Consider the following 19778-nt stretch of genomic DNA (forward strand, 5'->3'; position numbering starts at 1 on the left):
GTGTGTGGGAGGGGCGATCGAGGGGGTATAGAGGGGCCATGCGCCGGCGGAGAGAGGAGTCGTTAATCCTCTGTCGCAACAAATTTCTGTTATGTGCGCCGGGGGGCGTGATAGAAAAACGAAGAGAACCGGCATTGTTTTGCCGGCGCCTGGATCGTCGCCCGTGGAGAGTTGATTGCGAAACCGAAATGCGCAATAGCACGTCGCCGATCCTTGGCGATGGCGGCGCGTGGTGCCTGTTGCGGGTGTTTTTTCGGTGCTTCGCATGATGGGGCGACGGACATTCAGGCGACGCGGCTATGGGGACAGGCGCGCCGGACGAGGCGATTTTGTGACGGATCGGGGTAGCGTGCGAGCCGGTGTGACAGGCCGTTTGAACAGGCGATCTGCCGGGCAGGGGGGCGGCCCGCGTTTTCTGGCCGCGATGCTGGGGGTCGGTCTGGCCCTTCTGGCCCTGCGGCCCGTCGTCGCGCAGGCGAATGCCCTGAATTTCCTTATCTGGGAATGGGGGATCAGCCCCGACGTGGTGCGGGCCTGGACGGCCATGACCGGGGTCGCGGTCAATCAGATCGTCTTCGACAATGGCGACCGGCGGGACCTGCTGATCGCGAACGTCGATGCGCCGATCGATCTGGCCGTGGTCGATAGTGCCCATGTCCAGGCGTTCGGCGAGCGGGGACTGCTGCTGGATCAGTCCGGCCTGCCCTTGCCCGAGACGTCGCGCAGCGAGGAGCAGTGGCGTGGCATGTGCGGGCGATACGGCGTGCCGTATAGCTGGGGGAATACCGGGATCGTCTATCGCGCCGACCGCCTGAAGGTGGCGCCGCAATCGTGGGGCGACCTGCTGAAGCCGGACCCCGCGCTGGCCGGGCATATCGCCATGACCGACGACCAGGAGGAATTGCTGGCCGCCGCCCTGAATTTCATGGGGCGCCCGATGAACAGCGGCGATCCGGGGGATCTGCGGCGGGCCTTCGAACTGCTGCGCGCGCAGTCGCCCGCCGTGCTGACCTATGGCCTGCCCTCGACGGCGCAGAGGCGGCGCGATATCCGGGGGCGGATCTTTATCGGCCTGGGAGCGACGGGAGACCAGAAGACCCTGAACATGGCCGGCGCGGGGACGGAGACGTGGCGCTTCGTGACGCCGCGCGAGGGCGCCATGGTGTGGACCGACTGCCTGGTCGTGCCCAAGCGTACGCGCAATCCGGGCATGGCGGAACGGTTCGTCGCGTTTCTGGCGCAGGCCGACAATGCGGCGGCGAATGCCATGTTCCTGCGCCAGCCGACGACCAACCCGCATGCCGCCGCCCTGTTGCCGGCCAGGATGCGCGAGGACCCGCAGATCTACCCGCCCGCGGAGTACCCCATTCTCTATCGCGGGCCTTTTCCGACCGCCAGCCTGCAGTTGCGCCGGCATATCCTCAGTGCCCTGCTGGCGATTCATGACACTCAGTAGGCGCGCGCTCGCGGTTCTGTTCCCTATCGTCCTGCTGGGGCATATCCTGGCGGGCGGGGCGGCGTATCTGGGGTATCGCCATGCGCTGCTCACGCAGAACAGGGCCAGGCTTCAGCAGAATCTGTCGCAGCTTCAGAATGCCTATTCCGACTATGCGTCGCTGGATTCGCAATTGCTGTATGTGGTGCGCAACAGTCCGGCCTTTCTGACTTTCGTCGATGAAAGCGATGCCGAATACCGGACCAGGGTTCTGGCGATCGGTGTGCAGGACAGCCTGCAATCGCTGGTTCCCAATGACGGGGCGAACGTGTCGTGCAGCGTTTTCCAGTCGGATGGGAAGCAGATCTTCTATTTCGACAATGGCACGGACCCGTTCCAGAAGCTGGGGGCCGGCCAGTCGGCCTTTGCGCAGGCGGTGCTGAACGATGATGTGGCATCGCGTTCGGGACTGGTGACCGAAGGAGACGGCACGACCTATCTGGCGATGGCCGCGAAGGTGCAGGCGCGCACGGGGGGCGTGGGCGTTGCGGGGCCGCAGCCGGATCAGTCGGTCGTCATGCAGGTGGCCGTGCGGCCCCGCCGGTTCGAGACGATCCGCGACACCATGGCCAGGGAATATGGCGCGCCGGTCGCGCTGACGGATTTGCCGCCGGTATCGCATGGGGAATTATCCGCCAGTATTCGGCTGGCGCCTGGTCTTTATGCGCAGGAGACGCCGTCCGTCGCCTATCTGCGTGGCCCGCTGACGCGCTTTGCCGCCGTGACCGGCCTGTTCGTCATCGTGCTCAGCGTGGTGTCGGTCTCGGTGCTGATGGCGCTGGTGCGCCGCTATATCATCGCGCCGGTCGAGGAACTTGACCGGCAGGTGACGGCGATTACGGAAAATCGCCGGCAGGATATCGATGTACCCGATATGGGGGAGGTCGGTCGGCTGGCGGCGAACGTGCGGCTGCTGCATGGCCAGTTGACGCGATCGCTGCGGCAGATCCGGCAGCTTTACGAGACGGATCTGGTGACGGGGATCGGCAACCGGATCTATTTCAACGACAAGCTCGACCAGTTCTATCAACTCAGCGCCACGACCGGCCGGCCGCTGACCATGCTGTTCATCGATCTGGACAATTTCAAGCAGGTCAATGACGTGCATGGGCACCGGACCGGGGATGCGTTGCTGGAGGCGGTAGCGCATGCGCTGAGTGCCGCCGTTCGCGACGCGACCGAGGACGGGGCCGAGGCGATGGGGATCGTGGCGCGGCTGTCGGGAGACGAATTCACCGCGCTGATCATGGCCGACCCACGGAGTGCTGTGGTCGGGACGCTGATCGACGCCTTCCTGCTGAAGTTTCGCGGTGGTTTTCAGATCGATGCGGCGTCTTATCCCGTCACCGCCAGCATCGGGGTGGCGGCGGCGCCCGGCGATGCGGATACACCGGCGCATCTGCTCTGGTGCGCGGACCATGCGATGTATCACGCCAAGGCCGCCGGCCGGAACACGGTGGCCTTTTATGCCGACCTGCCGCGCGATGAAGCGGCCGGGGCGGCGCCGGAGCGGGACGTTATGCCGGAAGAGCGCGGACGAGCAATGCGGCCACCGCTTCCACAAGCTGCCGGTCCTGCGGTGTGAAGCGATCGGGGATCGGGCTGTCGATATCCAGCACGCCGATCAGCCGGTCGCCGGCGAGCAGCGGTACCACGATTTCCGAGGCCGAGGCGGCGTCGCAGGCGATATGGCCGGGAAAGGCATGGACGTCCGCCACCACGATAGTCTCGCGGCTGGTCGCTGCGGTGCCGCATACGCCCTTGCCCAGTGGGATGCGGGTGCAGGCGACCCGGCCCTGGAACGGCCCGAGGACAAGCTGGTCGTCGCGCAGGAAATAGAAGCCGGCCCAGTTGATGCGGGGCAGGGCCTCGAACAGCAGGGCGGCGACATTCGCGGCATTGGCGATCAGGTCGGGTTCGTCGGCCAGGATGGCCGCGACACTGTCCAGCAGGTCGTCCGGCGTGACACGTTGATCGGCAGGCTGGTGGCTCATGGACATGCTCCGGTCGTCGAACGTCCTCTCATACCGCGAAGCGGAACGCAGTGGAATGTGGCGTCATTCTGGTGGAGGGAAAGCGTGGCTGGACATGTGGGCTGGTGAGCGAGAGTGCCGCGAAGCGGCACGGCCGTCGTGTGTTTCCGAGCACCGAAGCGGAGCGGCCTTGATGGCCGTGAGCATCGGAGCGCAGGAAACGCGCGTCGGATCGTCGCCAGCGCGCATGTCCAGCCACGCTTTTAGCGGTCGGTGTGGCCTAGGGATCTCTCGGGATCAATTCTGTCGCGCACTCTCTGCTTCAGGTCCTTGGGGCCGGGGAAGCCGCCGTCGCGGGTGCGTTCCCACAGCAGGGTGTCATCCAGCATGATCTCGAAGCGGCCGCCGCTGTCGTCGGGGATCAGCGCGACCTCGCCCAGTGCGGCGCCGAAGGTCGAGAGAAGCTCCTGCGCCATCCAGGCCGCGCGCAGCAGCCAGTTGCAGCGGACGCAATAGCGGATCGTCAGGCGCGGGGACTGGGTGGGCATGGAGCGGTCTTTCCCGAGGCGGTGGTCCGGGGGGAGGGGCGCCCGGCCGGTTCCCGGAAGGAACGCGGCCTGCCTCGCAAAGGATGCATGGGGGCGGGCGGGTCAGCCCGCCCGGGCCGGTCGGGACGATCAGACCGCCTTTTTCAGGTTCGGGCTGGCCTTGAAGCGGACGGTCTTGCCGGCCTTGACCTTGACCGGCTCGCCGGTGCGGGGGTTGAGAGCCTTGCGGGCTTTTGTCTTGTGCACGCTGAAGGTGCCGAAGGAGGGCAGGGTGAAGCCGCCTTCCTTGTGTAACTCGGCCACGATCGCATCGATCAGGTCGTTGGCGGCCTTGCCGGCGGCGACACCCGTGCAGTTAAGAGAATCCTGAAGAACGGCGGCGATGAAAGCCTTGCTCATGGAGGAGCGTGTCCCAATAGTTAAAGATGTCGGGACGGTAGCAGCGGGATCGGAAAAATGTCTAATCCGATCGTAACGAAATATGCCTGAAACGCCGTCTTTTTTTGGCAGGTGTGGACGAAAAGCTGCTTTTGGCAGATTTTCGTCCGGTAAAATGCGCTCTTACTGGGCGGTATAGCCGCCATCGATGACCAGTTCGCTGCCGGTCATGAATTTCGATTCGTCGGAGGCCAGGTAAAGGATGCCGTAGGCGATGTCGTCGGCTTCGCCCAGATGGCCGACCGGGTGCAGGGCCTCCAGCCGCTTGCGCGCGGCGGCCTGGTCCGGGCTTTCGCCCGTCAGGCCCTGGACCATCGGGGTCCAGATATAGCCGGGATGGACCGAATTGACGCGGACCCGGTAGCCGGAGCGGGCGCAATGCAGGGCGGCCGACTTGGTGAACAGGCGCACGCCGCCCTTGCTGGCGTTGTAGGCGGCCAGGGTCGGGTCGCCGATCAGGCCCTCGATCGAGGACAGGTTGATGATCGAACCGCCATGGTCCTTCATGGCGGCGACGGCGGCCTTCGTGCCCAGGAACACGCCGTCGAGATTGATCGACTGCACGCGGCGCCAGTCGTCCAGGCTGGTGCTTTCCACCGTGCCGGCATAGGCGATGCCGGCATTGTTGACCGCGATGTCCAGCCGGCCGAAGCGGGCCAGGACGGCGGCGATGGCCCGCGTCCAGTCCTCTTCGCGGCTGACATCGAGGGGTACGAAGAGGGCTTCGCCGCCCGCTGCCTCGATTTCGGCGACGACGGCGTGGCCTTCATCGGCCTTCAGGTCGGCGACCGCGACCTTCGCGCCTTCCCTGGCCAGCAGCAGGGCGGTCGCCTTGCCGATGCCGAGGGCGGCGCCTGTGACGATCGCGACTTTTCCGGAAACGCGTGCCATGACGGTGCTCCATGATCAGAAATGGCGTGCACTATGGTGAGGGCGCTGAACAGGATTCCATGATCTGGGTCAAGGCGCGGATGCGGCTCTTTGGCCTTGGCAGGGCCGCGCATGGGGCGGGATGATAGGGCGGCGTATCGGGGTTTGCCAGGAAATTAGGTGGCGTGCCGCCGATGGTGCGGCGGAAAAGTACATATAAACTTAATAATTCGGGTGGGGGTTCGATTGTAGGGTCGCGCGCCCATCGCCTGCTGTGGTGGCGCGAGAGAGCGAAAGGATGGCTTGTGCGATCGCCCGGCATCAAAGGATCGTTGAGTATTGTTCTGTTTTTTATCGTTCTTTCCTGTATCGTTTCGGGATTGTTTTCGATACGGGGGCTGACTTACGTCAACGGGCGGGTCGAGGACATTACCAACCGGTCGCTGGCCAGCATCAAGGCGCTCTCGACCCTTCGCACCGAGATCCAGAATTTCCGGGGTATCGAGATCCGCCAGCTTACCGTGGCGTCGCAGGGTGATTTCAAGACGCTTGCCGGCGAAAGCGACGCGGCGTCCGACAGGATCGCCCATGCTATCGACCGGTATGTGCCGTTTATTACGACCGATCGGGAGCAGGCGCTGTTCCATAATATTCAGGAGCAGTGGTATCAGTACAAAGACCTGCACGACGATACGTTCAAGGACTGGTCGGTTTCCCAGGACCATGCCCATGCGGTGGTGACGGCTAGCCAGGGGCTGGTCGATGCCGAGGAAACGGTATCGGAGACCCTGACCTCGTTCCTTGATGGCAGCATCGGGGATGCTGCGTCCTATGGTGTTGAGTCGGAGGCCGCCTACAGGACGACGGTTCGTTGGGTTTATGCGGCCTATGCCGTGCTGTTCGTCGTGATGCTGGCGGCTATTCTCGTGGTTCTGTACAAGATCCTGCGGCCGCTTCAGCGGATCAATGCTTCCATTACCCGGCTGGCGGCGGGAGAGACTGATCTGGTCTTTCCCATGGCCGGCCGGCGGGACGAGATCGGCGCGATTTCCCGTTCGCTTGAGGTCTTTCGTGTTGCGGCCATCGCGAAGCAGGCGCTGGAGCGGGATGCGGAGGGCCAGCGCCGCCGTGCGGAGGCTGAGCGCGTGGCCATTCAGGAGCGGGCGGAAGCCGAGGCGCGGGAACGGTTACTTCAGGCGACCAGCGCGTTGGCCGACGGGTTGAGGCGGATGGCGGGCGGCGACCTTTCCTTTCAGATCGCTACGCCGTTTTCGGCGGAATTCGAATCCCTGCGTCGCGATTTCAACCGGTCGCTGGCGCAGCTTGGCGCGGCGTTCGCCCATATGTCGGGCGCCGTTCGCGTGATCAGCGACGGCACGCATGGGCTGGCGGGCGGCGCGGAGACGCTGGCACGGCGCACCGAGCACCAGGCTGCCACGCTGGAGGAGACGAATACGGCCGTGGCGGAGATTGCCCGGAGCGTGGCGGATACGGCGGAACGATCGGAGATGGCCCGCGAGATCGGGACGCGGGCCCGCCGGTCGGCCGCGACGTCGAGCACCGTTACGCTGGAGACGGAAGAGGCGATGCGGCGGATCGAGCAGGGATCGGAGAAGATTGCCGCGATCGTCGACATGATCGACGGGATTGCCTTCCAGACCAATATCCTGGCGCTGAATGCCAGCGTCGAGGCGGCCAGGGCGGGGGAGGCCGGCAGGGGCTTTACCGTGGTGGCCAGCGAAGTGCGCATGCTGGCGCAGAAAAGCGCCGACGCCGCGCGGGATGTGCGCGGCGTGATCCGCGCGACCGCCGCCGACGTGAAGGAAGGGGCCAGCCGGGTCAAGGATTGCAGCGGGACGCTGCGGACGATTTCCGATTTCATCGACCAGATGGGGCAGCATCTGGATGCCATCGCCGTAGCAGCGAAGGAGCAGTCATCGAGCCTGTCGGAAATCAACGCCGCCATGGGGGCGCTGGACCAGACTACCCAGCAGAATACGGCCGTTGCCGAAACATTTAACGGAACCTCCAGGCAGTTGGCCGCCGAAGGGCGCAGGCTCAGCGGACTGGTGGAAAAATTCCGGCTGCCGGGGGGAAGGGAGAATGCGTCTCGGGTGATCGCGATAAGCGGGGGTTAGGAGGGGGCGCGTTTGCTCGCGCTCTCTCTCGGAGGCTGATCGAAACGTGGACTGGTGAGCGAGAGGGCTGCCCACGCGCGTTTTCGGCCGGTCTTCGAGACCGTTTGTAAAATCGGCCTGCCGGGCGAGAGTGCCGCGAAGCGGCGCGGCCCGCGTGTATCTTCGCGCATCGGAGCGGAGTGGCCTGGAGGGCCGTGCGCGTCGAAGCGGAGGACATGCGCGCTGGATCGGCGGCACGGTGACTTTGCTGGCAGCCTTTCTCAGGTATCCAGTTCGCTGTCCCAGTAGAGGTAGTCCCGCCAGCTTTCATGCAGGTAGTTGGGCGGGAAGGAGCGGCCGTTTTCCTGGAGTTCCCAGGTTGAGGGCTGGGCGGGAGTGCGGCGCGGATACATATGGAGTTCGTGCGGCATCCGCGAGCCCTTCATCAGGTTGCAGGGGCTACAGGCGGTGACGACGTTTTCCCAGGTGGTGCGGCCGCCCTTGCAGCGGGGAACGACGTGATCGAACGTCAGGTCGTGGGTCGGCAGGCGGTCGAGACAATATTGGCAGGCGAAATTGTCGCGCAGGAAGACATTGAAACGGGTAAAGGCCGGTCGGCGCGCGGTCGGGATGTAATCCTTCAGGGCGATGACGCTGGGTAGTCGAAGCGACCGGCTGGGGGAGCGGACTTCCTCATCATATTCGCTGAGGACCGAGACCCGGTCGAGGAATACGGCCTTGATGGCATCCTGCCATGACCAGAGCGAGAGCGGGAAATAGGAAAGTGGCCTGAAATCAGCATTCAGGACCAGGGCCGGATAATGTGGACTGCCAGCAAGCAAGGGGCGCATCCTTTCGCGATGCCGCCACACCATCATCAGGCGTTGTTACTCAAAATCGGAACGCCGAATGATATGCGCCGTTGAGAACCTTCAATCCATATCGCAAATATTCGGTGTTTCCGCAAGGGAGAGCGGGGGATTCGTGCCGGTTATGCGGCATGGTGGCGCGCGAGAGGATGTGAAGGCATGACGGCATCCTGCTGTTTTCAGGATGGAAATCCGCAGGATGGTCGTGGGTGGGCGACGCGCTTTGCGCCCAGCCCGACCGGTTTTCTGCATCTGGGGCATGCCGCTGCCGCGCTGGTGGCGTGGCATGCGGCCTGCGATTCGGGCGGGCGCTTCCTGTTGCGGATCGAGGATATCGATCCCGGCCGTTGCCGCGAGGCGTTCGAGGCGGCGATCGTGGAGGATCTTGCCTGGCTGGGCATCGTGCCGGATGGGGCGGTTCGCCGGCAGTCCGATCATATGGCGGATTATCGGGGCGTGCTGGATGAACTGGCGGGGCGCGGACTGCTCTATCCCTGTTTCTGCACCCGCGCCGATATCAGGCGGGAGGCCGCCGAGGCCGCCCATGCGCCGCATCATGCCCCCGACGGCACACTGGCCTACGGCGGCACTTGTCGCGGCCTGTCGGCGGCGGAGCGGGCCGAACGCATCGCGGCCGGGGTGCCGCATGTGCTGCGGCTGGACATGGCGCGGGCGACCGCCGAGGCGGGCGGCGACGTGATGAACTGGCGGGAATGGGTCGGGGGGGAGCGGCGGATGGTGTCGGCGCCGGTCGCGCCGTTTGGCGATGTGGTGCTGGCGCGCAAGGATTGCCCGGCGTCTTATCATCTGTGCGTGACGCATGACGATGCGTTGCAGGGGGTCAGCCTGGTGACGCGGGGCGAGGACCTGCGCCCCGCGACATCGGTGCATCGGCTGTTGCAGGTGCTGATGGGCTGGCCGGCGCCGGATTATGTCCATCATCCGCTGCTGCTGGATGACGCGGGCCGCAGGCTGGCCAAGCGCGACCGGGCACAGACCCTGCGGGCGCTGCGGGCGGCGGGGTATGATGCGCGGGCCGTGCGCGACGCCGCGATGGGAAAAGCGGCCCTGCCGGCCTGATCTGTGGCGATGGGCGGTTTCCTCGGCCGGCACTTCGCATTACGGTGTGCGCCCGCCGGGCCGTCTGTGGTGCCGGCGCGTTCCCCCGTTACTGGTTTCCCCGTTACTGTGGACTTGGTGTCATGGATCTTATCGCCGCCCGTCTGAACAAGGTCAGCCCCAGCCAGACCATCGCCATTTCGACCAAGGCGCGCGCCTTGAAGGCGGCTGGACAGGATATTATCAGCCTGTCGGCCGGCGAGCCCGATTTCGACACGCCGCAGAACATCAAGGACGCGGCGATCCGTGCGATCGCCGAGGGCCAGACCAAATATACCGACGTGGCCGGGACCCTGGCGCTGCGCCGGGCGGTGGCCGAACGGTTCCGCATCGATTCCGGGCTGGATTACTCGGCCGACGAGATCATCGTTTCCACCGGCGGCAAGCAGGTGATCTACAACGCGATGGTCGCGACCCTGAATCCGGGGGACGAGGCGGTCATCCCCGCGCCGTGCTGGGTGTCGTACCCCGACATCGTGGCGCTGGCCGACGGGGTGCCGGTGATCGTGCCGTGCCCGGAGGAGACCGGCTTCAAGCTGCGGGCCGAGGATCTGGAGGCCGCGATCACGCCCCGGACCAAGTGGTTCTTCCTCAATTCGCCCTGTAACCCGACGGGGGCGGCCTATTCGGCCGAGGATCTGCGGCCGATCTGCGATGTGCTGCTGCGGCACCCGGATGTGTGGATCTTTACCGACGATATCTATGACAAGCTGGTTTATGACGGCTTCGTGCCCGCGACCATCGTGCAGGTGGAGCCGAAGCTGCGCGACCGCACCGTGACGATGAACGGGGTGTCGAAAGCCTATGCCATGACCGGCTGGCGCATCGGTTTTTCGGGCGCGCCGGCGGTGCTGACCAAGGCGATGAACAAGTTGCAGAGCCAGTCGACCTCCGGCACCTGCTCGATCAGCCAGGCGGCGGCGGTGGAGGCCCTTTCCGGCCCGCAAGAGTTTATCGGCGAGATGGTGCGGGCTTATCAGGACCGGCGCGACCTGGTGGTGGGGATGCTTAATCAAGCCAAGGGGCTGCGCTGCCATCGGCCGGAGGGGGCGTTCTATGTCTTTCCGTCGATCGAAGGCTGTCTGGGGAAGGTGAGTGCCGGCGGGCGCACCATCGGCAATGACGAGGATTTCGTCACCGCGCTGCTGGAGGAAGAGGGCGTGGCGGCGGTGCATGGCGCGGCCTTCATGTTCGCCGGGCATTTCCGCATTTCCTATGCCACCGACACCGAGAGCCTGCGCGAGGCCTGTGCGCGCATTCAGCGCTTCTGCGCCGGTCTGCGCTGAGGGGGCGTGCGATGATCGTGGATGAACCCGGCTTTGCCGCCCGCACCGGGCGGCTGGAATCGCCTGCCACCATCGCCATGGCGGTGCGGGCGCGGGCGTTGCGGGCCGAGGGGCATCAGGTGCTGTCGCTGGCGCTGGGCGAGCCGGATTTCGCGACCCCGCGCGCGGTGATCGAGGCCGCGCATCGGGCGGCGCTCGACGGGCAGACGAAATATCCGCCCGTCGATGGCACGCCGGCGCTGAAGGCGGCGATCGCGCGCAAATTCGCGCGTGAGAACGGGCTGGATTACAAGCTGTCGGAGATCATGGTCTCCAACGGCGGCAAGCAGGTGATCTTCAACGCCTTCATGGCGACGATCGATGCAGGCGACGAGGTGGTGATCCCGGCGCCGTACTGGGTCAGCTATCCGCTTGCGGCGCGGCTGTTCGGCGGGGTGCCGGTGGTGGCCGAATGCCGCGAGGAAGACGGGTTTCGGCTGACCGCGCCGGCGCTGGAGGCGGCGATGTCGTCGCGCACGCGCTGGGTGGTGCTGAACTTTCCCAGCAATCCGACCGGCGCGGTGATGGGGCTGGCGGATCTGGAAGCCGTCGCCGAGGTGCTGCGCCGGTATCCGCAGGCGTGGATTCTTTCCGACGAGATTTACGAACATCTGGTTTTCGACGGGGCGCGGCATCATGCGCTGGCGGCTGTGGCGCCGGATCTGGCGTCGCGTGTCCTGACGGTGAACGGGGTTTCCAAATCCTATGCCATGACCGGCTGGCGCGTGGGTTATGCGGGCGGGCCGGAGCGGCTGATCCGCATGATGACGCGGATTCAGGGCAATGCGACCTCGGGCATCAGTTCAATCGCGCAGGCTGCTGCTGCGGCGGCGCTGGATGGGCCGGCATCGCTGATCGGGGAGATGCGCGATACCTATGCGCGGCGCCGTACGATGGTGGTGGAAGCCTTGCGGGCCATTCCCGGTGTGACCTGCGCCATGCCGCAGGGGGCGTTCTATGCCTATCCCGGCATTGCCGGTTGCCTGGGGCGGACCAGCCGGGGCGGGCAGGAGGTGCGGACGGACGAGGATTTTGCCCGTGCGCTGCTGGAAGAACAGCATGTGGCCTGTGTGCATGGCAGTGCGTTCGGGCTCGGCCCTTACCTGCGGCTTTCCTGTGCCACGAGTGACGACGTGCTGCGCGAAGCCTGCGCCAGGATCGCTGATTTCGTAGATGGCCTGCGCTAGGCCATGCGTTCAGGGATATTCGCTGCCCCCAGCAAAAAGTCCCAGAACGAATAAAAGTTTTTTGGTTCTTTTTTTCAAAAAAGAACGAATACGGCTTTACGGCTTTGGCCGCACGGGCACCGGCACGTTGCACAACGCGACGCCGTGGGCGGGGCGGACGAAGAACGGGTCCGTGCGGTTGGCGCGGGCGTTCAGGTATTCCGTGAATGTGGGGCTGTCGGTGCGCATGACCTGAAGATGCGGCTGACTGGCGCGGGGCAGGTCGGCGGCGAGCGAGATGCTCCGGATTGCGACGTTCTGATCCTTTCTGGCGTAAAAGCCCAGGGCGGCCGTGCCGCGCGGCAAGGCGCCGAAATGCTCCATGCCGGTGAGAACGCGCCCTACGACGGCGAGATTGCGGTCGAGCTGGCGGGGGGCTTCGCTGTTGACGGCGTACAGTTCCTGCCCGTCGCCGGTATCGGGGGGCATGTCGCGGCCGGCGCCGACCATGCCGTAGCAATGGGGAAGCCAGACGCGGTCGCCCTCGGCGGCGACGGGCCACCCTGACCAGAACCCGGACGACGGCGCGTAGGGATCGGGAAAGCCGAGCGGACGAATGGCGATATCCTGACGCGCGCGATCATATTCCGCAGGCGGATGGGCGACGAAGCCCGCGGGCGGTTTGGCCGTTTCGTCGCGGGTGGTCCATTGCACGACGTAATTGTCCTGCACGCGGACGATCGCGCCGCCGTCCCATCCGTGGGCGCGGGCCTGGCGCACGATATTGCCGGTGTGGACCGGTGCGAACTGGGGGGCGAGTTCGATCGTCACCTGCGCGCCGTTGGCCAGCGTCATGACCAGCAGCCGGTCCGGCGGGACATCGGCCCAGGCGGCATCCGGGGCGTGGGCCACGATCTCGGCGGGGGAGGGGTTCGGCGCTGCGGCGGCGATATTCGGCAGGAGCAGGGCGAGGATTGGCAGGAAACGGCGCATGAAGACGATCATGCCTGCTGCGAAAGGATGACGGCAAGCAGGAAAACGGAGGATTGCCGCGTCTGTTGCGGATCGTCTTCGATCGGTCGAGTGGTTGCCGGAGTGGGCGCATTCCACGGGCGGCCTTGCCGCGTCGCACCTGTATGATTCCGGCAACAGTCTGTGATTATATTTCATCGTATATGGACCTATATACGGTCGTATATAGACAGGGCCGGATTGGGGGTGGCAACAAAGACACAACTTACGGTCTCTGTTCATCATCCGGGCGCGCCAGATCCATGAATCATCGCTTTTTTCCCTTTTTCATCGCCGGAACATTTGGCGCCTTTCTATTGACCACTTCGGCGCTGGCCGCGCCGACTGTTTCCACGCAGGGCAAGACCGGCAGCCATGCCCCCGGCAAGACGGAGCCGGCCAAGGCGCGCGCCGCCGGAACGCGGGCTGCGAAAGCCCCGGCCGGAGCGGCCCCCATTGCCGGGATACTGGATGGTTCCAACGGTGAGACGGTCACCGTCCTTGGCCATCATGCGGCGGATGGCACGGCCGCCAAATATATGAACAAGACCGTCTATCTGGGGCCGCTGGGCAATCGGGACACGCTGGATACGCCTTATTCCATCATGGGTGTTCCGCATGATGTCGTGGTCAACCAGCAGATCCGCAACATCAACGACATGGCGCAGTATCTGCCCTCGGTGCAGTTGGAGATCCGGGGTGACCCCAATACGTCTCGCCCGCAGTCGCGCGGGTTCGAGGCCGATGTGGTGGCCAACTCGCGTCTCGACGGGCTGAACGTGGTTTCCACCACGCCTTATCCGGCGGAATGGGTCGATAACCTGCAGGTCCTCAACGGGCTGGCGGGGGCGATGTATGGGCCGGAGAATCCGGCTGGCGTCTTTGAATATACGCTCAAGCGCCCGACCGACCGGCGGACGGAGCGGCTTTCGGTCGGTGCGGATTCCATCGGCACGCCGATCGTCAATGGCGATATCTCCGGGCGCGTCGGCCGGAATGGCTGGTTCGGCTACCGTTTGAACATGCTGCATGCCGATGGCACGGGCTATGCGTCGGGAAGCGCGATCCGGCGTGAGATGGTCAGCGCGGATTTCGATATCCATCTGGATGACAGGACGGTGATCGAACTCGATGCCAGCCACTATACCTATGCCGCGCGTGGGCTCGCCCCCGGCTTTGGTATTCCGGCCGGTACTGCCGCCAATCCGACCGGTATCGGCGGGCAATTGCCCGAAGCGCCGGATCTGGGCCGGCGTCTGGCGCCGGGATGGAGCGGCTATAACATGGAGACCAATACGTTCCTGGCCAAGGTCCGGCACCAGATCAACGAGGACTGGAGCTTTACGCTGGGCGGGCTTTACCAGGACGCCATGCGGCAGTCCTTCGGGGTCAGCGATACGCTGACCGCGACCGGGGGGACGGATGGGTTCTATTCCTCGCGCGCCACGGCGACCACGACGGCCAACGACTTCCGTGTCGGCAGCAACATGGCGTATTTCAACGGCCGTGTTTACACCGGCCCGGTCAGGCATGGTCTGGTGATCGGCACCAATGGCTACATGATGGGGAACTACAATCCTGTCAGGGGGGTGACGCCCGCGCAGAGCCTTGGCACATACAATATGTATGGGGACGCGCCCACCAACGGCCGGCAGCCTTATTATGAGGGGCGCTACAAATCCAGCAGCATCGTCAGCCAGTCCTTTATCGTGGGAGACACGCTGACGATTGATAAACACTGGTCGATCATGGGGACGCTCGCCTGGAGCTGGCTTGACCAGAAGGGTGCGCTGAATGCCAGCAGTGCGCTGCGGAAAACCTTTTCGGCCAACGCGGCCTTTAGCCCGACGACCAGCCTGATGTACAAACCGACCGACAACCAGACCTTCTATTTCACCTATGGGCGGTCGGTCGAGGCGGGGCCGGTGACGCCGAACAGCCAGTATTATACCAATACGAACATCGCACTGCCGATTGCGCATGCGGAGGAATATGAGGTCGGCTATAAGCTGCGTTATCAGAAAATGCAGCTTAACGTCGCTGGTTTCCGCATGACATCGCCTTATGCGATGTATGTTGCGGCGGCGAATGGTACGTGCGCGGGCGGCAGGACCTGCCAGACCTATATTTATGGCGGCACGCAGCGCAATTATGGTGTGGAAGCCCAGGTTTCGGGCGAGGTTCTGCCGAACCTTTCCGTTCTTGCCGGTATGACCTGGTTAGATGCGGAACTGGTGGGCAGTAAAACCGCCGCCTATAACGACAAGGAGATCGTCGGCGCGGCGCCGTTGCAGGCCAGCCTGCTGCTGGATTATCGCCTGCCGGCGCGGTGGGGCGCCTTCGCGTCGGGCTGGGCGTTCAATGCCGGTGTCCATTACATGGGCAACCGCGCGGCCAACGTGACCAATACGCTCCATACCGGGTCTTATACGACGCTGGAACTGGGTACGCGCTATGCCTTCCATGTTGCCCGCTTTCCGTGGGTTGCGCGGTTCGGCGTCAGCAACGTGACCAACGAGCGGTATTGGGCGTCGGTCTATACCGGTGCGCCGAGTGGGACTTCGGGTGCGGCATCGAGCCTGTATGCGGGGCTGCCGCGTGTGTATCACTTCACCCTGTCGGCGGAGTTCTGATTGCCGGTTCGGCTTCCCGGTGTGCCATAGGCGGATGGCGGACCGGGAGGCGGATGGGGGCTGAAACATGCTTCCCGGCATGGGCCAGCCACGGTCCTGGCCGGGGAAAAGCAGCCGTATTCCTAGCGGTTTTCCCTCTCGATATCCTTGACCACGAAACGAACGATCGTGGTTCCGGCTGTGGGGGCGTATGTCAGCGACCCGATGGCCTTTACCGGTTTGTCCACCAGCCCTGACAATGCTGTCCGGGCTTGCGCGCCGGTATCGCCGGCCACGATGGAATCCCGTTCAAGCACGATGTCGAAATGCCGTTGATTGGTGACCGGCGTATCGATTTCGACGCCGTGGCCGATATCGACCGGGCGGCTGATCGTCAATCGCAGGGTCTGGCATTGGGTGGAGACATGTTGGCTGTCGGGCTCGACACAGGGAACGCGCTGTATTGAACCATGTAGGCTGACTACGGAAGGTTCGTATCTTAAAGATTGTCGGGCTTCCACGTTCGATATCGACATGGGCGCGAGGATGAAGAGCAGCATCCCGTTACGGCACGCGGCCGCTCAGGCATGCAGGCCGGGTGCCTCGCGGCCGGTGCGGGCGACATATTCGGTATAGCCGCCATCATAACGGTGGAGCCCTTCCGGTGTCAGTTCCAGGACGCGGTTGGACAGGGCGGCGAGGAAATGCCGGTCGTGGGAGACGAACAGCATCGTGCCGTCGTAATCGGCCAGGGCGGTGATCAGCATTTCCTTGGTCGCGATGTCGAGATGGTTGGTCGGCTCGTCGAGCACCAGGAAGTTCGGCGGGTCGTACAGCATCAGGGCCAGGACCAGCCGGGCCTTTTCGCCGCCGGAGAGCACGCGGCAGACCTTGTCGATATCGTCGCCCGAAAAGCCGAAGCCGCCGGCCAGTGCCCGGAGCGAGCCCTGGGGGGCGAGGGGGAAGGCGTCGTTCAGGGTTTCGAAGATGGTCCGGCCGCCGTCGAGCAGATCCATGGCGTGCTGGGCGAAATAGCCCATCTTGACGCTGCCGCCGAGCGTGACCGTGCCGGCATCGGGCTCGGTGGTGCCGGTTACCAGTTTCAGCAGGGTGGATTTGCCGGCGCCGTTGACGCCGAGCACGCAGCAGCGCTCCTGCCGGCGGATCAGCAGGTCGAGATCCTTGTAGATCACCCGGCTGCCGTATGATTTGTCCACGCCGCGCAGATTGACGACCGTGTCGCCCGAGCGCGGGGCCTGCGGAAAGGTGAAGGAGAGGGTCTGGCGGCGCTTGGGGGGCTCGACCCGGTCGATCTTGTCGAGTTTCTTCACCCGGCTCTGCACCTGCGCGGCGTGGGAGGCGCGGGCCTTGAAGCGTTCGATGAAGGCGACTTCCTTTGCCAGCATGGCCTGCTGGCGGTCGAACTGCGCCTGCTGCTGCTTTTCGTTCATGGCGCGCTGCTGCTCGTAGAACTCGTAATCGCCCGAGAAGCTGGTCAGCGTGCCGCCGTCGATCTCGATCACCTTGTTGATGATCCGGTTCATGAAGGCGCGGTCGTGCGAGGTCATCAGCAGGGCGCCGTCATAGCCGGCGAGGAACTGCTCCAGCCAGATCAGGCTTTCCAGGTCGAGATGGTTGCTCGGTTCGTCGAGCAGCATCACGTCCGGCTTCATCAGCAGGATGCGGGCCAGGGCCACGCGCATCTTCCACCCGCCCGACAGGCGGCCCACGTCGCCGTCCATCATCTCCTGGCTGAAACCCAGCCCGTGCAGGACTTCGCGCGCGCGGCCTTCCAGCGCGTAGCCGCCCAGTTCCTCGAAACGGGCCTGGACCTCGCCGAACCGTTCGAGGATGGCATCCAGTTCGTCGAACCGCTCCGGGTCGGCCATCGCGGTTTCCAGTTCGGCCAGTTCCGCCCCGATCTCGGCCACCGGGCCGGCGCCGTTCATGACCTCGGCGGCCGCGCTGCGGCCCGACATCTCGCCGACATCCTGGTTGAAGAAGCCGACCGAAACGCCGCGGTCGGTCAGGACCTGGCCTTCATCGGGTTCTTCCTGGCCGGTGATCAGGCGGAACAGCGTCGTCTTGCCCGCGCCGTTCGGCCCGACCAGCCCGATCTTCTCGCCTTTTTGCAGCGACGCCGACGCCTCGATGAAGATGACGCGATGGCCGTTATGCTTGCTGATAGTGTCGAGACGGATCATGGGGCCTCAGATGCCGAAGGGGAGGGCGGAACGGGAGCGCCCTTATTGCGCAGCCCATGCGGGCCGTAAACCGCAGGCGGGCATGTGCAAGGGACGCTTTACAGGAAAGAGAGGACTTCCAGCAGTCCGTTGCTGAGCCCGTGACAGAGGGCGGTGGTGAGATAGGGACGGTAATGCAGACGGACGGATTTGTAGTAGGTGAGGCTGAAGAGACTGCCGGATATCAATCCGATGACGACGGCATCGGAGACGGAGTGCTGGGTGAAAATGCCGTGGCTCTTCCTGGGGAGATGCAGAACGAAGAAAATGAGATCCGACAGGATGATGTAGACGATCAATCTTGTTCTGTTCGTCTGTTTCCAGCGTGGCGAGAAGGTGAGTTTATAGCCGAAATGGAATATCGACGTTTCCATCAGGGGGCCTGTGAAAAGAAAATCCACGAATAATGCGACGAGGCCGGGCCGTTCAGTTTGGGAAGGATCGGCACCCGATTGTGCCGACAGGACAAGGAGACATGGTAGAGTCAAGGCGAAGTCGACGAGCGCCATCCTGACGGCGAGTGAATAGCCTATTCGTGGACCTCGCGGCCGGGTTTCGGCTGTCGATGTGTCCGGGAGCAGCGTCGTCTGATCGGGATCGGGTGTCGTGAGGTTCCGCGCGGCGCGGTGGAGCGTTGCGGAGAGGCTGGTTGTCATTCAGGCGCCGTCAGGGAACGCATTTCGGGAGGCTTCTTCAGGCTGCACGGTCGGCGGCACGCGCGCCGAGTGCTGCGACGGTGGATGTGTGCTCGGGGTGGGCCAGCAGGTCCTGGGCCAGGCGCAGGGCGGCTTCCTGTCTTGCCGCGCGGGCCGTGCGGTCGGCGATCACGTCGAAATCGGCGACGTGGGCGTAGCCGGTGAGGCGGCGGATGATTTCCAGCGCGGCGAAGGCGATCGTGTCGGCTTCGATGGCGTCGAGGAACTGGGTCTGTACCTGTTCCAGGGATGTGGGGTCGTCGCGGAACAGGGGGGCGGCGTAGGCGTCGCCGGAGTGGGAATGGGCGACCGCGTTGGTCCAGAGGGTAGTGAAATCCTGCCGGAAATGGGTCCAGAACTGTGTGATGTCGCGCAGGGCGCGGGTGCGGCCTTCCGGCGTGGGGGTGGCGAACAGGTGCATCAGCAGGTTGCCGACGAACAGGCCGCAATCGAAGCCGATCGGGCCGGGGAGGGCGAATTCGCCGTCGATGACGCGGGTATCGTGGTCCGCGACCATGACCGAGCCCGTGTGCAGGTCGCCGTGCAGCAGGGCCTGCTGGCAGGTGAGGAAGCGGGCCTGCATCTGGCCGACGCGGCGGCGCACGGCCGGGTCGGCGCGCAGGTTCGCCACGATCGGGTCCAGTTCCGGGCTGAGCCAGTGGTTGCGCGGGTGGGCGTGGTAGGGGTCGGTCAGCACCAGATCGACCGTGATGCGGGTGAGGGTGTGGTTGCGGGCGAAGGGGGCGAGTAGGGCCGATGACGCCTCGAATTTGAGGGCCAGCGGCGAGGTGTGGAACGTGGCGCGGGCCACGAAGCGGCCGATGGCGGCGGCGGCTTTCGGCCAGTCGCCGCCCTGCATCAGGCCGTGGCGCAGCACGACGTGGCCGTTCAGGCTCTCGACCACCAGCACGAACAGGTCGGGGTCGAAATGCAGCAGTTCGGTCGTGAGATTGCCGACATGGGGGCGGACGGCGCGCAGATAGGCGGCCTCGAACGCCGTGCGGTCCAGCGGCATCTTCCAGTCTGGGTCTACCCGGACGTGGGGCAGGGACTGCTTGAAGCAGACGCCGCCGGCCGGGCCGTCGATCAGGAACACATTGTTGAGGTTGCCGTCACTGACCTCGCGCACCCGCCAGTTGTCCGGCTGGCCGCCCAGGCGTGTCGCGAGGGCGGGTTGGGCGGCGAGAAACGCGCGGATGCCGGCCGGGTCCAGTGTGCGGTAGGGCGTGGGGGATCGGGTCATGCTCGGTGTCTCGTCGGCGGGTCGTCGGTGTGGCGGGGAGCATAGCATGTCGGG

At 64.7% G+C, this 19778-nt stretch carries 17 protein-coding genes; 7 read left to right on the forward strand and 10 right to left on the reverse strand.

Going from position 1 to position 19778, the window contains the following annotated elements:
- The first annotated feature begins 373 nt into the window (after window positions 1-373).
- Both ABF821_RS13425 and ABF821_RS13430 read left to right on the forward strand, forming a co-directional pair.
- Window positions 374-1456 (forward strand): spermidine/putrescine ABC transporter substrate-binding protein, encoded by a 1083-nt coding sequence (locus ABF821_RS13425; protein ID WP_415530341.1) that lies wholly within the window; start codon window positions 374-376, stop codon window positions 1454-1456.
- Window positions 1443-3080, forward strand: coding sequence for a diguanylate cyclase domain-containing protein (locus ABF821_RS13430; RefSeq protein WP_415530342.1), 1638 nt, complete (start codon window positions 1443-1445; stop codon window positions 3078-3080). The genes ABF821_RS13425 and ABF821_RS13430 overlap by 14 nt, the downstream gene beginning before the upstream one ends.
- Here the strand turns inward: ABF821_RS13430 and ABF821_RS13435 are convergent.
- The 4 genes from ABF821_RS13435 to ABF821_RS13450 form a co-directional block, all read right to left on the reverse strand.
- Complete coding sequence (locus tag ABF821_RS13435; RefSeq protein ID WP_415530343.1) at window positions 3013-3489, reverse strand: GAF domain-containing protein; 477 nt, start codon at window positions 3487-3489, stop codon at window positions 3013-3015. The genes ABF821_RS13430 and ABF821_RS13435 overlap by 68 nt on opposite strands.
- Window positions 3490-3731: 242 nt before the next feature.
- The gene (locus tag ABF821_RS13440; RefSeq protein ID WP_415530344.1) at window positions 3732-4016 is read right to left on the reverse strand and encodes a SelT/SelW/SelH family protein; all 285 of its coding nucleotides are present in this window, start codon (window positions 4014-4016) and stop codon (window positions 3732-3734) included.
- 129 nt (window positions 4017-4145) lie between these two features.
- Window positions 4146-4415: an HU family DNA-binding protein gene (locus ABF821_RS13445; protein ID WP_183010190.1), complete on the reverse strand. Its 270-nt coding sequence runs from the start codon at window positions 4413-4415 to the stop codon at window positions 4146-4148.
- 162 nt (window positions 4416-4577) lie between these two features.
- The gene (locus ABF821_RS13450; protein ID WP_182974844.1) at window positions 4578-5345 is read right to left on the reverse strand and encodes a glucose 1-dehydrogenase; all 768 of its coding nucleotides are present in this window, start codon (window positions 5343-5345) and stop codon (window positions 4578-4580) included.
- A gap of 311 nt (window positions 5346-5656) precedes the next feature.
- Between ABF821_RS13450 and ABF821_RS13455 the strand changes: the two genes are divergently transcribed.
- A complete protein-coding gene (locus ABF821_RS13455) occupies window positions 5657-7462 on the forward strand; it encodes a methyl-accepting chemotaxis protein (RefSeq protein WP_415530345.1) in 1806 nt (601 codons plus the stop codon).
- A gap of 260 nt (window positions 7463-7722) precedes the next feature.
- Here the strand turns inward: ABF821_RS13455 and ABF821_RS13460 are convergent, their stop codons facing one another.
- On the reverse strand, window positions 7723-8292 hold the full coding sequence (locus ABF821_RS13460) for an HNH endonuclease (protein ID WP_182974846.1): 570 nt from the start codon (window positions 8290-8292) through the stop codon (window positions 7723-7725).
- 177 nt (window positions 8293-8469) lie between these two features.
- Between ABF821_RS13460 and gluQRS the strand changes: the two genes are divergently transcribed.
- The 3 genes from gluQRS to ABF821_RS13475 all read left to right on the forward strand — a co-directional run bounded on the left by gluQRS (window position 8470) and on the right by ABF821_RS13475 (window position 11941).
- Entirely contained in the window at window positions 8470-9390 is a 921-nt protein-coding gene (gluQRS, locus tag ABF821_RS13465) for a tRNA glutamyl-Q(34) synthetase GluQRS (protein WP_415530347.1), read from the forward strand.
- A gap of 122 nt (window positions 9391-9512) precedes the next feature.
- On the forward strand, window positions 9513-10715 hold the full coding sequence (locus tag ABF821_RS13470) for a pyridoxal phosphate-dependent aminotransferase (RefSeq protein ID WP_182974848.1): 1203 nt from the start codon (window positions 9513-9515) through the stop codon (window positions 10713-10715).
- 11 nt (window positions 10716-10726) lie between these two features.
- The gene (locus ABF821_RS13475; protein WP_415530348.1) at window positions 10727-11941 is read left to right on the forward strand and encodes a pyridoxal phosphate-dependent aminotransferase; all 1215 of its coding nucleotides are present in this window, start codon (window positions 10727-10729) and stop codon (window positions 11939-11941) included.
- Window positions 11942-12037: 96 nt separating this feature from the next.
- Here ABF821_RS13475 and ABF821_RS13480 read toward each other — a convergent pair whose 3' ends face one another.
- Window positions 12038-12913, reverse strand: a complete 876-nt coding sequence (locus ABF821_RS13480) for a peptidylprolyl isomerase (protein ID WP_415530350.1) — start codon at window positions 12911-12913, stop codon at window positions 12038-12040.
- 281 nt (window positions 12914-13194) lie between these two features.
- Between ABF821_RS13480 and ABF821_RS13485 the strand changes: the two genes are divergently transcribed.
- On the forward strand, window positions 13195-15564 hold the full coding sequence (locus tag ABF821_RS13485; protein ID WP_415530351.1) for a TonB-dependent receptor: 2370 nt from the start codon (window positions 13195-13197) through the stop codon (window positions 15562-15564).
- A 122-nt stretch (window positions 15565-15686) separates the two neighbouring features.
- On the opposite strand, the gene ABF821_RS13490 is transcribed toward ABF821_RS13485, so the two are convergent.
- The 4 genes from ABF821_RS13490 to mtnK form a co-directional block, all read right to left on the reverse strand.
- Window positions 15687-16103, reverse strand: coding sequence for a hypothetical protein (locus ABF821_RS13490; protein WP_415530353.1), 417 nt, complete (start codon window positions 16101-16103; stop codon window positions 15687-15689).
- Between the two features lie 21 nt (window positions 16104-16124).
- Window positions 16125-17747, reverse strand: coding sequence for an ABC-F family ATP-binding cassette domain-containing protein (locus ABF821_RS13495; RefSeq protein WP_415530354.1), 1623 nt, complete (start codon window positions 17745-17747; stop codon window positions 16125-16127).
- A gap of 98 nt (window positions 17748-17845) precedes the next feature.
- Complete coding sequence (locus tag ABF821_RS13500) at window positions 17846-18442, reverse strand: hypothetical protein (RefSeq protein ID WP_415530355.1); 597 nt, start codon at window positions 18440-18442, stop codon at window positions 17846-17848.
- Window positions 18443-18479: 37 nt separating this feature from the next.
- On the reverse strand, window positions 18480-19724 hold the full coding sequence (gene mtnK, locus ABF821_RS13505) for an S-methyl-5-thioribose kinase (RefSeq protein ID WP_415530356.1): 1245 nt from the start codon (window positions 19722-19724) through the stop codon (window positions 18480-18482).
- Between the last annotated feature and the right edge of the window lie 54 nt (window positions 19725-19778).

This window comes from Gluconacetobacter sp. (assembly GCF_047721585.1).
GTDB classification, from domain to species: Bacteria; Pseudomonadota; Alphaproteobacteria; order Acetobacterales; family Acetobacteraceae; genus Gluconacetobacter; species Gluconacetobacter dulcium.

What these genes read in the sequence shown, in the direction of transcription:
- ABF821_RS13430 (WP_415530342.1), top strand. Translation starts at nt 1,443, where the DNA reads ATGACACTCAGTAGGCGCGCGCTCGCGGTTCTGTTCCCTATCGTCCTG.
- ABF821_RS13435 (WP_415530343.1), bottom strand. Translation starts at nt 3,489, where the DNA reads ATGAGCCACCAGCCTGCCGATCAACGTGTCACGCCGGACGACCTGCTG.
- ABF821_RS13440 (WP_415530344.1), bottom strand. Translation starts at nt 4,016, where the DNA reads ATGCCCACCCAGTCCCCGCGCCTGACGATCCGCTATTGCGTCCGCTGC.
- ABF821_RS13445 (WP_183010190.1), bottom strand. Translation starts at nt 4,415, where the DNA reads ATGAGCAAGGCTTTCATCGCCGCCGTTCTTCAGGATTCTCTTAACTGC.
- ABF821_RS13450 (WP_182974844.1), bottom strand. Translation starts at nt 5,345, where the DNA reads ATGGCACGCGTTTCCGGAAAAGTCGCGATCGTCACAGGCGCCGCCCTC.
- ABF821_RS13460 (WP_182974846.1), bottom strand. Translation starts at nt 8,292, where the DNA reads ATGCGCCCCTTGCTTGCTGGCAGTCCACATTATCCGGCCCTGGTCCTG.
- gluQRS (WP_415530347.1), top strand. Translation starts at nt 8,470, where the DNA reads ATGACGGCATCCTGCTGTTTTCAGGATGGAAATCCGCAGGATGGTCGT.
- ABF821_RS13470 (WP_182974848.1), top strand. Translation starts at nt 9,513, where the DNA reads ATGGATCTTATCGCCGCCCGTCTGAACAAGGTCAGCCCCAGCCAGACC.
- ABF821_RS13475 (WP_415530348.1), top strand. Translation starts at nt 10,727, where the DNA reads ATGATCGTGGATGAACCCGGCTTTGCCGCCCGCACCGGGCGGCTGGAA.
- ABF821_RS13480 (WP_415530350.1), bottom strand. Translation starts at nt 12,913, where the DNA reads ATGCGCCGTTTCCTGCCAATCCTCGCCCTGCTCCTGCCGAATATCGCC.
- ABF821_RS13485 (WP_415530351.1), top strand. Translation starts at nt 13,195, where the DNA reads ATGAATCATCGCTTTTTTCCCTTTTTCATCGCCGGAACATTTGGCGCC.
- ABF821_RS13490 (WP_415530353.1), bottom strand. Translation starts at nt 16,103, where the DNA reads ATGCTGCTCTTCATCCTCGCGCCCATGTCGATATCGAACGTGGAAGCC.
- ABF821_RS13495 (WP_415530354.1), bottom strand. Translation starts at nt 17,747, where the DNA reads ATGATCCGTCTCGACACTATCAGCAAGCATAACGGCCATCGCGTCATC.
- ABF821_RS13500 (WP_415530355.1), bottom strand. Translation starts at nt 18,442, where the DNA reads ATGACAACCAGCCTCTCCGCAACGCTCCACCGCGCCGCGCGGAACCTC.
- mtnK (WP_415530356.1), bottom strand. Translation starts at nt 19,724, where the DNA reads ATGACCCGATCCCCCACGCCCTACCGCACACTGGACCCGGCCGGCATC.